The 13,669-nt window shown below is 68.5% G+C and carries 18 protein-coding genes and 1 tRNA gene; 5 read left to right on the forward strand and 14 right to left on the reverse strand.

The features are described from left to right. Positions 1-57 precede the first annotated feature (57 nt). The 3 genes from SNE34_RS02460 to SNE34_RS02470 all read left to right on the forward strand — a co-directional run bounded on the left by SNE34_RS02460 (position 58) and on the right by SNE34_RS02470 (position 1,390). Positions 58-261: a PspC domain-containing protein gene (locus SNE34_RS02460; protein ID WP_332614360.1), complete on the forward strand. Its 204-nt coding sequence runs from the start codon at positions 58-60 to the stop codon at positions 259-261. 9 nt (positions 262-270) lie between these two features. Beyond that, complete coding sequence (locus tag SNE34_RS02465) at positions 271-774, forward strand: hypothetical protein (protein ID WP_332614363.1); 504 nt, start codon at positions 271-273, stop codon at positions 772-774. Between the two features lie 118 nt (positions 775-892). Further along, on the forward strand, positions 893-1,390 hold the full coding sequence (locus SNE34_RS02470; protein ID WP_332614365.1) for a hypothetical protein: 498 nt from the start codon (positions 893-895) through the stop codon (positions 1,388-1,390). A 182-nt stretch (positions 1,391-1,572) separates the two neighbouring features. Here the strand turns inward: SNE34_RS02470 and SNE34_RS02475 are convergent, their stop codons facing one another. Beyond that, entirely contained in the window at positions 1,573-2,370 is a 798-nt protein-coding gene (locus tag SNE34_RS02475) for an NRDE family protein (protein ID WP_332614367.1), read from the reverse strand. A gap of 62 nt (positions 2,371-2,432) precedes the next feature. On the opposite strand from SNE34_RS02475, the gene SNE34_RS02480 reads away from it, so the two are divergent. Further along, a tRNA-Leu gene (locus tag SNE34_RS02480) sits at positions 2,433-2,519 on the forward strand. Between the two features lie 53 nt (positions 2,520-2,572). Here SNE34_RS02480 and SNE34_RS02485 read toward each other — a convergent pair. The 13 genes from SNE34_RS02485 to SNE34_RS02545 form a co-directional block, all read right to left on the reverse strand. Then, positions 2,573-3,025, reverse strand: a complete 453-nt coding sequence (locus SNE34_RS02485; RefSeq protein ID WP_332614370.1) for a DUF2214 family protein — start codon at positions 3,023-3,025, stop codon at positions 2,573-2,575. A 118-nt stretch (positions 3,026-3,143) separates the two neighbouring features. Further along, positions 3,144-3,737 (reverse strand): cysteine dioxygenase family protein, encoded by a 594-nt coding sequence (locus SNE34_RS02490; RefSeq protein WP_332614372.1) that lies wholly within the window; start codon positions 3,735-3,737, stop codon positions 3,144-3,146. Between the two features lie 134 nt (positions 3,738-3,871). Further along, positions 3,872-5,002 carry a homoserine O-acetyltransferase MetX gene (gene metX, locus SNE34_RS02495; RefSeq protein WP_332614374.1) on the reverse strand — a complete coding sequence of 377 codons (1,131 nt, stop codon included), beginning with the start codon at positions 5,000-5,002 and terminating at the stop codon, positions 3,872-3,874. A gap of 7 nt (positions 5,003-5,009) precedes the next feature. Continuing rightward, positions 5,010-6,014, reverse strand: coding sequence for a tetratricopeptide repeat protein (locus SNE34_RS02500; protein ID WP_332614376.1), 1,005 nt, complete (start codon positions 6,012-6,014; stop codon positions 5,010-5,012). Beyond that, entirely contained in the window at positions 6,014-6,475 is a 462-nt protein-coding gene (locus SNE34_RS02505; protein ID WP_332614377.1) for a cytochrome c-type biogenesis protein, read from the reverse strand. Before SNE34_RS02505 ends, SNE34_RS02500 begins: the two co-directional genes overlap by 1 nt. Further along, positions 6,472-7,005, reverse strand: coding sequence for a DsbE family thiol:disulfide interchange protein (locus tag SNE34_RS02510; RefSeq protein ID WP_332614624.1), 534 nt, complete (start codon positions 7,003-7,005; stop codon positions 6,472-6,474). Before SNE34_RS02510 ends, SNE34_RS02505 begins: the two co-directional genes overlap by 4 nt. Before the next feature lie 35 nt (positions 7,006-7,040). Beyond that, positions 7,041-8,975: a heme lyase CcmF/NrfE family subunit gene (locus tag SNE34_RS02515; protein WP_332614378.1), complete on the reverse strand. Its 1,935-nt coding sequence runs from the start codon at positions 8,973-8,975 to the stop codon at positions 7,041-7,043. A 3-nt stretch (positions 8,976-8,978) separates the two neighbouring features. Continuing rightward, entirely contained in the window at positions 8,979-9,455 is a 477-nt protein-coding gene (gene ccmE / locus SNE34_RS02520) for a cytochrome c maturation protein CcmE (RefSeq protein WP_332614380.1), read from the reverse strand. Then, the gene (locus SNE34_RS02525; protein WP_332614381.1) at positions 9,452-9,661 is read right to left on the reverse strand and encodes a heme exporter protein CcmD; all 210 of its coding nucleotides are present in this window, start codon (positions 9,659-9,661) and stop codon (positions 9,452-9,454) included. The genes ccmE and SNE34_RS02525 overlap by 4 nt, the downstream gene beginning before the upstream one ends. After that, positions 9,658-10,419 carry a heme ABC transporter permease CcmC gene (gene ccmC, locus SNE34_RS02530; RefSeq protein ID WP_332614383.1) on the reverse strand — a complete coding sequence of 254 codons (762 nt, stop codon included), beginning with the start codon at positions 10,417-10,419 and terminating at the stop codon, positions 9,658-9,660. The genes SNE34_RS02525 and ccmC overlap by 4 nt, the downstream gene beginning before the upstream one ends. 19 nt (positions 10,420-10,438) lie before the next feature. Beyond that, positions 10,439-11,128: a heme exporter protein CcmB gene (ccmB, locus tag SNE34_RS02535; RefSeq protein ID WP_332614385.1), complete on the reverse strand. Its 690-nt coding sequence runs from the start codon at positions 11,126-11,128 to the stop codon at positions 10,439-10,441. Continuing rightward, positions 11,125-11,784 carry a heme ABC exporter ATP-binding protein CcmA gene (ccmA, locus tag SNE34_RS02540; RefSeq protein WP_332614387.1) on the reverse strand — a complete coding sequence of 220 codons (660 nt, stop codon included), beginning with the start codon at positions 11,782-11,784 and terminating at the stop codon, positions 11,125-11,127. The genes ccmB and ccmA overlap by 4 nt, the downstream gene beginning before the upstream one ends. Positions 11,785-11,844: 60 nt before the next feature. After that, on the reverse strand, positions 11,845-12,354 hold the full coding sequence (locus SNE34_RS02545) for a DUF3293 domain-containing protein (protein WP_332614389.1): 510 nt from the start codon (positions 12,352-12,354) through the stop codon (positions 11,845-11,847). 114 nt (positions 12,355-12,468) lie between these two features. On the opposite strand from SNE34_RS02545, the gene SNE34_RS02550 reads away from it, so the two are divergent. Then, the gene (locus SNE34_RS02550; RefSeq protein WP_332614391.1) at positions 12,469-13,617 is read left to right on the forward strand and encodes a pyridoxal phosphate-dependent aminotransferase; all 1,149 of its coding nucleotides are present in this window, start codon (positions 12,469-12,471) and stop codon (positions 13,615-13,617) included. Positions 13,618-13,669 lie beyond the last annotated feature (52 nt).

Raw genomic sequence — 13,669 nt, forward strand, 5'->3', positions numbered from 1 at the left:
ACGCCGCCATAACATCGCGTGGCTAGACTTGGCTTGAACTCGTTCGGATCGAGTGGCATGGAACACACCTCGCAACCCCTGGTCCGCTCCCGCCACGACCGCATGCTGGCCGGCGTCGTAGGCGGCATCGCCCGGCGCTTCGGCTGGAACTCGAACCTGCTGCGGGTGATCTACGTGCTGGTATCGATCATCTCCGCCGGTTTCCCCGGCATCCTGGCGTACCTGATCCTGTGGTTGCTGATTCCCGAAGAGGGCAGCTGACCGTGCACGTTGGGTAGCCTCGCGCCACCGCCGACTGAAAGCCACTTCACCTGGCCACGCGCCGCGCGGGTGCTGGGCGCGTTGTGGACATCACCCAACACCCTTGCCGGCCTGCTGCTCGGCGCGGTCGGCATCGCGTTCGGTGCCCACGCCCACTGGCGCGCGCGGGACAGCGCCTTGGTGTTCCACGGCTGGCCGTGGGGCCCGGGCGGCGCGTTGACCCTCGGCAACGTGATCCTGCATACCGGCACCACCCTCGACGGCCATTGCCACACCTACGCGCACCGCGCCGGCCTGTGCGAAGAACCCGCGGTGAACCTGGCCGACCACGAGCGCGCGCACGTCTACCAGTACATGGTGTTGGGACCGTTGTTCCTGCCGGTCTACCTGGCCAGCGGCGGCATCGGCGTGCGCAACCGCTTCGAGCGTGCCGCCGACCGCTACGCGCTGACCGGCCGGGGCTGGTGGCCCTGGCCCGCGCCGCCATTGCCGGTCCGGCGAGCGACACGGTAAGCCGCCGAGTTTCACGGGGCTGGATGCATGTCTTATAGTGCGGCGGCCGTCACGCCCTCGGGGAGAGTGCGACAGGCATGGAAGCGCCGCCCGGCGCGGCAGATCCCGGGGAGGGGACATGATCAAGTACGTTTTGCTGGCCGTGCTCGGCGCGCTGGGCTGGTGGGTGTTCATCGACGGCAGCAAGCTGGACGAGGACCAGGTCCGCGAGTTCTACGCAACCGGGCACCGCGCCACGCTCGCGCTCGATGCCGACACCCTTTGTGGACAGATGGCCGATGACCTCGATGGGCGTATCACCAGCTACATCGGTCCGCGCCAGCAGGTCGAGCTGGTCAGCAAGGAAGCGGCGTGCCGCAACGTCGAGGCCACCTTCGGGCAGGTCGAGAAGATGGTGGCGCTGCTGGGTGACGAGATGCCGTTCGACGCCAGCTACCAGATCAACAAGATCACCCTGTCCGATGACAACAAGCGCGCCACGGTCGAGGTCCGTTCGGTGCTGGACATGGCCGGCGCCCGGTTCGTGTCGCGCTCGGTGGAGACCCTCATTCGCGACCGTCGCGTGGTCAAGTCCGCGCATGTCGAAGGACGCATCTGGGTCAGCGAGAGCCCTTGAGGCCGATCGGTAAGCGACGCGCCTCTTATCGAGTTGTTTCCATCGCGTTTACCGCTGGATAACGCTGTCGCGGGTACGCTTCATGTCACCAGAGAAAAAGCGAAGGGCAACGCGCCCGACGCAACAGCTCTGGCACGGAAGGCTCAGCCACTTCGGACGCAAGTCCGAATGACTGGGCCTTCTCATTTGGCCTCTCGGTTGCAGGTGCCCAGCCACACATCGCTGTCGCCGCTGACCCTGCCGTCCGGCCCGAACCGGCGCTCGACGAATCGGATGCCGCCCTCCGTGCCGACCAGTACCACCGTGCTGCAACGCGTGCCGTAACGCCCATCGCGCACGAACGGCGGCGACAACTTCCGCTCCAGGTCCAGTCCGACCCCGGTATCGGGCAATGCCGCATCCGGCGCCGTTGTGGTATCGGCCAGCGCCGCGAGTAGCGGCGCAACGTCGGCCTTGTTTGCATCCGCCCGCGCCGAGTCCAGCCATTCCGACAACGCCTGCGTCGCGTGCGTGCTCTTGGGCCAGAGCGCATCGAAGGCGCCGTTCGACATTGCATGCACCCCAGGGACGACGGCGCGGCGCGTGCTCTCGGGATGATTGCTGGCAAATGCCAGTGACGCCCCATCCCACAGCAACAGGTTGAACGGTCCATAGCCCGCGGCATCGGGTTGCACTGGCTCCAGCCACGCCTCGGCCGACAATTCGCTGCCGGCGAAACCGCGGACCAGGGCCCCTCGTGAGCGCGGCTTCGGCTCACCCGCCAGGCCCACGCGCACGTTGGTCACCGCCGCCAGCCGGCGCGCCCGGGATACCATCAGCCAACTGCCGCCTTGCTGCAGGTCGCGTCCGCCATACACCTGCGGCCATTCCGGGTCCGGCCCGGCCGGCGCCGTCGGCCGCGCATGCAGCTCGTCGCGGTTGGCGATCAGCGCCAGCGGGTAACGCGGATGGCAACGCCAGGCGACGGCTATCAGGCACATGGCGTCATCCTAGCGAAGAATGCTGGAGCGCCCCGTTCGGACTCGGCTATACTGCGCGGCCGGCCGAAGTGGCGGAATCGGTAGACGCAGCGGACTCAAAATCCGCCGCCCTTAAAAGCGTGTGGGTTCGAGTCCCACCTTCGGCACCAAAAGAAAACAAAAGGCCCGCGATCGCTCGCGGGCCTTTTGTTTTTGCGTCGGCTCAGAGCCCGCCGTGACGCGCCATCGCCGCGGCCAGTACGAAGATCGCGCCGATCAGCATCAATTCGAAACGGATGACGCGACGGGCGCGGCAGACCTCGGCGTTGGCCGGCAGGAAAGCCGGGTCGGCGCGCACGGCTTTGCGCCAGCGGGCGAAATTGAGGGTCGGCAGGATCGACAGCAGGCCGGCCAGCACGTAGGCGCCGATCTTGGCGTGGAACCACGGGTTGTGCAGGTAGAAATCGTGGCCCTTGATGCCGAAACCGATGCGCAGAAGGCCGGCAACCAGCAGCATCACGGCGCAGACGCCGTAGCCGGCGTCCAAGCGGGAGAGGCGCCGCAGGGTCGAAGCGTCGAGGGCGCCTTGCAGCAGCACGGACTGTGAGACCAGCATCGCGATCAGGGCGAATGCCAGCACGTGGTGCAGGGCGGCGAGAAGGAAGTCGGTCAGCATGGCGGGTCCCGTGTGGTGGCGCGGCAACGCGTCAAACCGCCAATGCTAAATGGAGCGTGTGTCTGCCAGAGTGGGATAGAGCATCCCGAAATCCGGCCCACGGCTCGAGCCGGTCGCGTCAGTCGGCGCAGTCGATTTCCAGCGATTTGGCGGCGCGGGTGAACCACTCGCCACCCATCGGCACGAACATCGAGCACTCCTCCATCGGCGCCTTGTAGATATGCACCGAGACCGCCGATTCATCCTGGCTGGTGTTGCGGATGGAGTGGTATTCGTGCGGCGGAATCAGGCTGCCGGCGCTACCGGGGCCGGCGACCATGCCGCCGGCGGCGCGGAAGCGGGCGCGGTCGCCGTCGGTGTCGAGCAACTCGTACTGGGTGATCTCGAGTTGGCCGTCCCAGACGCCCTCGACGCACCACAGGCCGCAGTGGTCGTGCACCGGCGTGCCCTGGCCCGGCCCCCAGGTCATTGCGACCACGCTATAGCCGTGTTCGGCGCTGCGGTAGATCTCGCGGCGGGCGTAATGGTCTTCGATCGGTTCGAACACGCACTCGGGCAGGGCGACGTCGCGGTCGCGGATCATCCGGCACAGGGTGTTGCGCAGGGCGGCGGTGATGGCGTGCTCGTCGCCGGCGCCGACGGCGGCGTCGATCGCGTTGACGAGCTTGTCGCGGCCGGGGAAGGCGATGTCGGGCAGGGCGTGGGCGTTCATGGAGTTGATTCTACGCGCGATCGCGGCGGGAGGCTGCGTCGCGGATCGCGTTTGTAGGAGCGGCTTTAGCCGCGATCTGGAGTCGGCGCGGGCGAACGGCTCCAGATCGCGGCTAAAGCCGCTCCTACGGGGAATTACAGGGCGACGAGGAACCCGCGGACGGCCGGTCCGAAGCGGTCGAAATCGACCAGGAACGCGTCATGCCCCTGCGGCGAATCCAATGCCAAGAACCGGGCGTCGGCACCGCCCACCCGCAACCCGTCGGCGATCTCGCGCTGTTGCTGCAGCGGGAACAGGATGTCGGTCGCCGCGCCAATGGCGAGCGCCTTGTCGATTCTGATCGCGGTGAGGCCGGCGCGGGTGTCGGCTTCGCTGTCGTCGCCCCGGGTGCAATAGTCGCCCAGGTCGAACCAGTCCATCGAGCGGCTGAGATAGAGGTAGCAGTTCGGGTCGAAGTTGCGGACGAAGCGGCGGGCGTGGCCCTCGAGGTAGCTCTCGACCTCGAACTCGAGCCCGAACGGCTCGTCGTCGGCGCGATCGGAATCCAATCGCACCCGGCCGAAGCGACCATCCCACTCCAGCGCCGAGCGGTAGGTGATGACGCCCATCTTGCGTGCCATCCGCATGCCGGACTCCGGATAATTGGCGTCGTCGTAGTGGCCGTCGTTCCAGTTGGGGTCGAGCCGGATCGCCTCCCGCTGCAGCGAGCGGATCGCGATCGAAAACGGCAGCGCCTTGGCCGCGCCTGAAATGTTGATGTGGCTGCGGGCGATGCCGGGGTGCCGCACCAGCAGCGCCAGCGCCGCCATGCCGCCCATCGAGTTGCCGATCACGCAAGCCAGTCGGTCGATGCCGAGTTCGCGCACCACATGCGCGGCGGCGTCGGCACCGTCTTCGATCGACAGTTGCGGGAAGTCGAGGCGATACAGGTCGCCGGTGTCGGGATTGATCGAGGCCGGCCCGGTCGAGCCCTTGCAACTGCCGAGCGAATTGGCGCAGACGACGAACCAGCGGTCGCTGTCGATCGGCTTGCCGGGGCCGACCATCGCTTCCCACCACCCTGGCGCGGGGTTGGCGTCGTTGGCGGCGGCGTGGGCGTCGGGCGACAGCCCGGTGACGATCAGCACGGCGTTGTCGCGCGCGGCGTTCAGCGTGCCCCAGGTCTCGTAGGCGATGCGGGCGCCGTGCAACTCGCCGCCGCGCCGCATCGGGAACGGCGAGGGCAGGTCGATGTAGCGGGTGCCGGGCGGGATGAACTCGGTCATGGATGTCCTATTCGATGACGCGGTCGATCATCAGCGCCGCCGCGGCATCCGGGCCGGGCTCGACCCGCACCGCGGCGGATTCGAAATCCCCCGGCTGCGCCGCGGCGTCGCCGCTGGCGGAGATGCGGGCGACGAGTTCGACCTGCTCGACCTGCGACAGCTTCAGCGTCGGCATCGGGCTGTCGCCGTCGTCGAGCGTGACCTTCAACGGGAAGCTGGTGGCGCGAAGCTTTTCGACCGCGACCGGCATCGGCGGGCCGTCGGGCTGGCGGGCGATCACGAACACCACCGCGTCGTCCGGGTATTGCATCGCCAGCGCCGGATCGAGCGAGACGCTGACGGTGATTTGCGCCGCGTTGGCGACAGCGACCGGGTCCGCCGGCAGCGGTTCCATTCCGGCGTCCGCGCGGGCGAGGTTGATCTGCTCGCGCAGGCTGGCGGCGGTGCTGGCATCGACTTGGCTCAGCAGCGGCTCCCACGTCGCGACCGCCTCGGCCGATTGCCCGGCCTGGCGTTGGGCGATGCCGAGGAACCAGCGGGCGCGCTGGTGTTCGGGCTCGATCTGCAGCGCGTGTTGCAGCATGTCGACAGCTTCGTCGTCGAAGCGGCGGCCGTCGGCGGCCTTGGCACGGGCCTCGGCGGCCTCGGCCAGCAGCGCCGGTTCGTCGGGCGCCAGTTGCACCGCGCGGGCGTAGGCGTCGCGGGCCTCGGGCAGGCGGCCTTCGGCGTCGTAGGCACGGGCGAGCAGGCGCCAGCCTTCGACCTGGTTGGGGTCGCGCTGCAGTTCGGTGCGCAGTTGGGTGATCGCTTCGGACAGCGTTTCCGGCGCCTTGCGCTGCGTAGGGTCGAGTGCGCGCGGAGTGCCGACCAGGGTGTAGATCAACCCGGTGGCGATCGCGAGGGTGACGAGTACACCGACGCCGGCCGCGGGCCGCGCGCGCCACACGGGACGCAGGACATAGGCCAGTACCAGCAGGACCAGCAGTGCGCTGGCGATCATGAACGCGGTCATCACCACTCCTGGTCGTCGTCGACGGCCTCGGCAGGTTGCCGGTTGCCGCTTCGCTTGCGCACGATGCCGGCGACGACGAAGCCGCCCACCAGCAGCAACACCGCCGGTCCGAACCACAACAGCCAGGTGGTCGGCTCGACCCGCGGGCGATACAGCACGAACTCGCCGTAGCGCGCGACCAGGTAGTGCTTGACCTCGGCGTTGGTCTTGCCCTGGCGCATCAACTCGAGCACCTCGTTGCGCAGGTCCTGCGCGATTGCGGCGTCGGAATCGGCCAGCGACTGGTTCTGGCACTTCACGCAGCGCAGTTCCTCGGTCAGCGCATGGAAGCGCTCGGCCTCGGTGCGGTCGGTGAACTGCGGCGGCGCCGAAACGTCGGCGGCCTGGCCGAGCGCAAGCGCCGGAGCCAGCAACGCGAGCAGCAGTGCAACCACGACCGCGATGCGTATCGACGAAATCATTGCGCCTCCACCTCGGCCAGCACCGGCAGCAGCTCGTCGCGGATCGTCGCCTCGCTCATCGGCCCGACGTGCTTCCAGCGGATGATGCCGTCGCCGTCGACCAGGAAGGTTTCCGGCGCGCCGTAGATGCCCCAGTCGATGGCGGTCTCGCCGGTGTAATCGGTCAGCACCAGCCAGTAGGGGTTGCCGAACTGCTCCAGCCATTTCAGCGCATCGGCGTGCTCGTCCTTGAGGTTGTAGCCGATCACGCGCACGCGCTTGGACTCGGCGAACTTCGTCAGGACCGGATGCTCGACCCGGCATTCCGGGCACCAGCTGCCCCAGACGTTGAGCAGGTAGGGTTCGCCGGCCAGTTCCTCTGACGTGACCAGCCGCCCGGCCTCGTGCAGCACCGGTAGCTCGAATGCCGGCGCCGGCTTGCCGATCAGCGGCGAGGGCAGGGCGTCGCGATTGCCGTCGCGGCTCAGGATCACCCCGGCCAGCAGCAGCAGGGCGAGCAGGCCGAACGCGGCCAGTGGCAGCCAGCGCATGGCGTTGGATTTGCGGGCCGGTTCGGCAGGGGGCGTCATCGGGCAACCTCGCGGGGTGGGGTGTCGACGCGGCGGAATCGCCGGTCGGTCGCGGTGACCAGCCCGCCGAGCATCATCAGCAGGGCGCCGGCCCAGATCCAGCGCACGAACGGTTTGATGTGCACGCGCAGCGCCCAAGCGCCACCGCCGAGGGGTTCACCGAGGGCGACATACAGGTCGCGGGTGAAGCCGCGCTCGATCGCCGCCTCGGTCAGCACCTGGCCGCCGCTGGCGTAGGCGCGTTTTTCCGGGTGCATCAGCACCAGCGGGGCGCCCTTGGCGAACACCTGCACGGTGCCGAAGTCGGCCTTGTAGTTCGGTCCCTGCCGCTGCTCGACGCCGTCGAAGCGGAAGCCGTAGTCGCCGACCTCGATCGTCTGTCCCGGCTTCACCGCGACCTCGCGCTGGATGTTGAGGCCTTCGACCAGCAACGCGCCGACCAGGAACACCGCGACGCCGAGGTGGGCGAGGGTCATGCCGAGCATCTCGGCGGTGAAGCGGCTGCCGGGGTTGCGCAGTCGAGACCACACGAAGCGCAACGTGCCGACCCCGACCCAGACCGCGCCGACCACGCCGGCAGCCACCTTCCACGCACCCTGCGGGGCGAAGAAGAACGCGAGCACGCCGGCCGCCAGCGCCAGCCCGGCCCACGGCAGCAGCATCGCCAGCGGTTTCGACACCTGCTCGCGCTGCCAGCGGGTGACCGGGCCGAACGGCAGCAGCAGCACCAGCGGCGCCATCAGCAGGGTGAACAGCAACGCGAAGTAGGGCGGGCCGACCGAGATCTTGCCCAGCTCCAGCGCATCGGCCAGCAGCGGATACAGGGTGCCGAGCAGGACCATCGCGCAGGCGGTCGACAGCAGCAGGTTGTTGGCCAGCAGCAGGGTTTCGCGCGAATACGGCTCGAACGACTTGCCGTCGTCCTCGCCCGGCGCGCGCAACGCATACAGCACCAGCGACCCGCCGATGACGATGCCGAGGAAGATCAGGATGAACAGTCCGCGGGTCGGGTCGGCGGCGAACGCGTGCACGCTGGTCAGCACGCCCGAGCGCACCAGGAACGTGCCGAGCAGCGACAGCGAGAACGTCGCGATGGCGAGCAGTAACGTCCAGCCGCGGAAGCTGCCGCGCTTCTCGGTCACCGCCTGCGAGTGCAGCAGCGCTGCGCCGGCCAGCCACGGCATGAAGCTGGCGTTCTCGACCGGATCCCAGAACCACCAGCCGCCCCAGCCCAGTTCGTAATAGGCCCACCAACTGCCCAGCGCGATGCCGACGGTCAGGAACGCCCAAGCCACGTTGGTCCACGGCCGGGTCCAGCGCAGCCAGCGCGCATCGACCTTGCCGTCCAGCAGCGCGGCAATCGCGAACGCGAACGGCACCGAGAACCCGACGTAACCGAAGTACAGCATCGGCGGATGGATGATCATCCCCGGGTCCTGCAACAGCGGGTTGAGGTCGCGGCCCTCGACCACCGCCGGCAGCAACCGTTCGAACGGGTTGCTGGTGAAGATCAGGAACGCCAGGAACCCGACGCTCACCACGCCCATCACCCCGAGCACGCGCGCGATCACCGACAGCGGTAGCCGCTGCGAGAACCTTGCGACCGCCGCCGTCCACAACGCCAGCACCAGCGCCCATAGCAGCAGCGAGCCCTCGTGCGCACCCCACACCGCGGTGTAGCGGTAGACCATCGGCAACAGCGAGTTGGAGTTCTCGGCGACGTATCGCAGCGAAAAATCCTGACCGACGAAACCGTAGGTGAGGATGGCGAACGCCAGTCCGACCAGCAGCAGTTGGACATAGGCCGCGGGTCGCGCAATGGCCATCCACGGGGCGATACCGCGCTGGGCGCCGACCAGCGGCAGTGCCGCCTGCAGCGCCGCGATCAGCAGCGCCAGGATCAGCGCGACCTGGCCGAGTTCGGGCAGCACGGCTTATTGCGCCATTGCGGGTGGCGCTTCGACGTCATGCTTCTGGTGTGCCACGCCCATCTTGTCGGCGACTTCCTTCGGCATGTAGGTCTCGTCGTGCTTGGCCAGCACTTCCTCGGCGACGAAACGGTCGCCGTCCATGCGGCCGGTGGCGATCACCGCCTGCTTCTCGCGGAACAGGTCGGGCAGGATGCCGGTGTAGGTAACCGGCATCAGCGCATCGCCGTCGGTGACGGTGAAATGCGATTCCAGGGTCCCGTCGACACGCTCGATCGAGCCTTCGGCGACCATTCCGCCGAGGCGGAAGCGGGCCTGGCCGGACTTCACCTCCGCGCCGGCCTCGCCGCTGATCACCTCGTTGGGCGTGTACAGATAGGCGACGTTGCGCTGCAGCGCCATCGCGACCAGGGTCGCGGCGATCGCGGCGGCGGCGACGAGGGCGGCCACCCACAGCAGGCGGCGGCGGCGGATCGGATTCATCGGTTCAGTTCACTCGGGGATTGTGTGTCGGAATCGTGCCCGGCAAGGTCAGGCTCGACGGAGGAAGGACGCGCGGCCTGGCGGACGGCGCGGCGGCGCGCATTGCGCAACTCGCGGCCGATCTGCAGGCGGCTGGCGACGAAGTCCCAGCCCAGCACCAGCACGAACACCGCATAGGCGGCGATGACATAGTTCAGGTAGCTCATCGCGCGGCCTTCTGCTTGCCGGTCGCCAGTGCGGCGACCCAGGCCTTGCCGTTCTCGCGCCGCAGGTTGTCGCCGCGCGCACGCGCCAGCAGCGCGCCGATGAACCACAGCTTGGTGCCGACGATCATCCAGATCAGCGGCTGGACCATGCTCGCATCCATGCTCGACTCGCCGAACAGACGGATGGTCTGGCCCTGGTGCAGCGAGTTCCACCACACCACCGAATAGCGGATCACCGGCAGCAGCACAACCCCGACGATCGCCAGCAAGCCGGCGGCACGTGCGGCGGCGCGGCGATCGTCGATCGCGTTGTAAAGACCCATGACGCCCAGGTACAGGAACAGAAGGATCAGCTCGGTGGTCAGTCGCGGGTCCCAATCCCACCAGGTGCCCCACATCGGCTTGCCCCAGATCGACCCGGTCGCCAGCGTGATCAGGGTGAACCCGGCGCCGATCGGCGCGCAGGCCATCGCCAGGATCTCGCACAGCTTGATCCGCCAGACCAGCGCGATCGCGGCGTAGAACGCCATCAGCCCGAACACGAACAGGCTCATCCACGCGCTCGGCACATGGATATAGAGGATCCGAAAGCTGTCGCCCTGCTGATAGTCGGCCGGCACCACGAACAGCGCGCCGTACGCGCCCCAGAGCATCACCAGCAGCCCGAGCCCGTATGCCCACGGCGCCCAGCGCGCGGCGAAACGGTCGAAGTAGGGGGGCGAACCGAGTTTGTGGAACCAGCGGACGATTGGATTCATGGAAGTCGGTTGAGCGCGGTCAGTTCAGCGCGATGCGGATGGCCGCGGCGGCCGCGAGCGGCGCGAGCACCAGCGCCACCACCAGTCCGGCGCCCAGCAACAGCAAGGCGCCGATGGGGTCCAGTCCCTGGGCCGAGGCAGCCACGCTGCCGGCGCCGAACACCAGCACGGGCACGTACAGGGGCAGTGCAAGCAAGGCCACCAGTATACCGGAGCGCCTCATCCCGACGGTCAGCGCCGCCACCACCGCGCCGAGCAGGCTCAGCAGCGGCGTGCCCAGCGCCAGCGACGCCATCAGCACCGGCAATTGCCCGCGCGGCAGATGCATCAGTTCGGCCAGGAAGGGCGTCACCAGCAGCAGCGGCAGAGCGGTCGTGGCCCAGTGCATGAACGTGCGCACGACGACCAGCCAGCCCAGCGGCACCGGCGCCAGCATCCATTGCTCCAGCGAGCCGTCTTCGGCGTCGCCCCGGAACAGGGTGTCGAGCGCCAGCAGCCCGGCCAGCAGTACCGCCAGCCACAGCACCCCGCCGGCGACCTTGGCCAGGGTGTCGGCCTCGCCGCCGAGCGCGAGCGCGAACAGCACCACCACCAGCAGCGCGAACAGCGCCGGCTGGAATGCATCGCCGCGGCGGCGCCAGAGCAGCCGCAGGTCGCGCAGCATCAAGGCCCGGGCGGCGCCGGGCAGGCCTGGGAGGACCGCGCTCATGCGGCGGCCTCCAGCGACGGTCGCTGCAATACCAGCAACCGCGTCCGGACCGGGGGCGCCGCGTAGGCACCATGGGTGGTGACCAGTGCCGCGCCGCCGCCGCGCAGGTGCGCCTGCACCATCCGGTTGACCAGTTCGATCCCGGCCAGGTCGAGGTTGGCGTAAGGCTCGTCGAGCAGCCACAGCGGCGCTGGCGACAACCACAACCGGGCCAGCGACAAACGCTTCTTCTGGCCGGCCGAGAGTTGCCGGGCCAGCGCGTCCTCGTAACCGGACAGGCCGACGATCGCCATCGCGCTCTCGGGCAGCTGGCCGCGGCGGCGGCCCTGCAGGCCGCACAGGAAGTTGAGGTTCTCCAGCGCGCTGAGGTCGGCCTTCAGGCCCGGCAGGTGGCCGAGGTAGGCGATCGCCCGGGATCGGCGCGCGGCGCGCGCACGTTCGCCGTCGATGTCGACTTCGCCCGCATCGGCGCGCAACAGCCCGGCCAGCACCCGCAACAAGGTGGTCTTGCCGGCGCCGTTGTCGCCCTGCACCAGCAGCGCTTCGCCGGCGTCGACGCTGAAATCCAGCGGGCCGAACACGGGCTCGTCGTTGCGCGCGAAGCGAAGGCCGCGGGCTTGCAGCAGCGGCGGGACGGGGCGATCGGTCGGGGTCATCAATTCGGCGTTGGGGCAGGTGGCGGGGCGGACAGGCCGGCGGGCCACGAAACGCCCATTTTACGCCGTCACCGGGCCGCTCACCCAGTCGGCCACCCAATCGGTGAAGTCCGCAACCTCCGCCGGGACGTCACTGTCGCGCGGGCGTTCGACCAGCATCCGCAAACGCACCGGTTCGCCGCGTCGCCAGCGCAGGACGCCGGCCTGGCCGAATTCGTGGGCCAGCCGGTCGACGAGGTCGTTGTCCATGTCGGCCAGCAACCAGCCCGGTTCGCGCCATTCGCCGTCGGGGTCTTCCGCCCACGCGGCGAGCCGTTGCACCCCCGCGGCGTCCAGCTGCGCCACCATCAACGCGTCGGCGGTCTGGTTGGCGTCGTCCGAGTGCGGCTCCGATGCCGGGTTCCAGGCGGTGATGAAGGTGTAGCACTCGGCCGGCCAGTAGGCTTCCAGGTCAGGAGCCGGCTCGCCCACCCGCAACGGCAGGGTGTCGCCGTCCAGCCTGACCGCGTATCGGGCGACGGCATAGGCGGTGGCCAGTTCGGACGCGTCGACGACCTGGAGTTCACGCATGGCCCAGTGTCGGACGCCCCGTCGCGCGATGCAACTGCTTGAACCGGTTGGTAATCGGCCGGCGTGCCTGGCCGATTTCGTACACTCGACAACCCACACCAGTCGCGCCTTGCCATGACCCCCGAGACCAAGCTGCCGAAGGTCGGCACCACCATCTTCTCCGTGATGTCGCAGCTCGCCGCCGAGCATGGCGCGGTCAACCTGGGACAGGGCTTCCCGGACTTCGACGCGCCGGCACGGCTGGTCGACGCGCTCGCCCGGGCCATGCGCGAGGGCCACAACCAGTATTCACCGGCGCACGGCGTCGCCCCGCTGCGGGAGGCCATAGCCGCCAAGACCGAGCGTTGCTACGGCTACCGACCCGATGTCGATGCCGAGATCACCGTCGCCTCCGGCGCCAGCGAGGCGATCTTCGATGCCGTCCACGCCGTGGTCCGTCCCGGCGACGAGGTGATCGTGCTCGATCCCTGCTACGACTGCTACGAGCCGGCGATCGAACTGGCCGGCGGCATTGCCGTGCACGTGCCGCTGGACCCGCGCACGTTCGCGGTCGACTGGGAACTGGTGCGCAAGGCGATCACGCCGAAGACGCGGTTGTTGATGACCAACACCCCGCACAACCCGTCGGGCGCGATGTTCGGCGCGGAAGATATCGCCGCGTTGACCGCGCTGCTGCGCGATACCGACATCCTGCTGCTGTCGGACGAGGTTTACGAGCACATCGTGTTCGACGGTGCCCGTCACGAATCGGCATTGCGCTACCCGGAGTTGCGCGAGCGTGCGTTCGTGATTTCGAGCTTCGGCAAGACCTACCACTGCACCGGCTGGAAGGTCGGCTACTGCATCGCACCGCCGGCGTTGAGCGCCGAGTTCCGCAAGGTCCACCAGTACAACACCTTCTGCACGTTCACCCCGGCGCAGTTCGCGTTCGCCGAGATGATCGAGGCCGAGCCGGAGCATTACGAGCAGTTGGGCGCGTTCTACCAGGACAAGCGCGACCGCTTCCGCGAGCAGTTGCTGTCCACCCGGCTCAAGCCGTTGCCGGTGCCGGGCGGCTACTTCCAGCTGGTCGACTATTCCGAAGTCAGCGACCTCGACGACGCCGCGTTCTGCCGATGGCTGACGACCGAGCACGGCGTCGTCGCGATCCCGCTGTCACCGTTCTACGGTCGTCCGCCCGAGGGTCAGCGCCTCGCGCGGCTGTGCTTCGCCAAGAACGAGACGACCCTGGACAAGGCCATCGGACGATTGCAGAAGCTGTAACACCCGCGTGCTGGTAGGAGCGACGTGAGTCGCGACCTGTACATCGCTGCCT

Origin of the sequence: Novilysobacter erysipheiresistens (genome assembly GCF_036663935.1) — a bacterium.
In the GTDB taxonomy this organism is placed as follows: Bacteria; Pseudomonadota; Gammaproteobacteria; order Xanthomonadales; family Xanthomonadaceae; genus Novilysobacter; species Novilysobacter erysipheiresistens.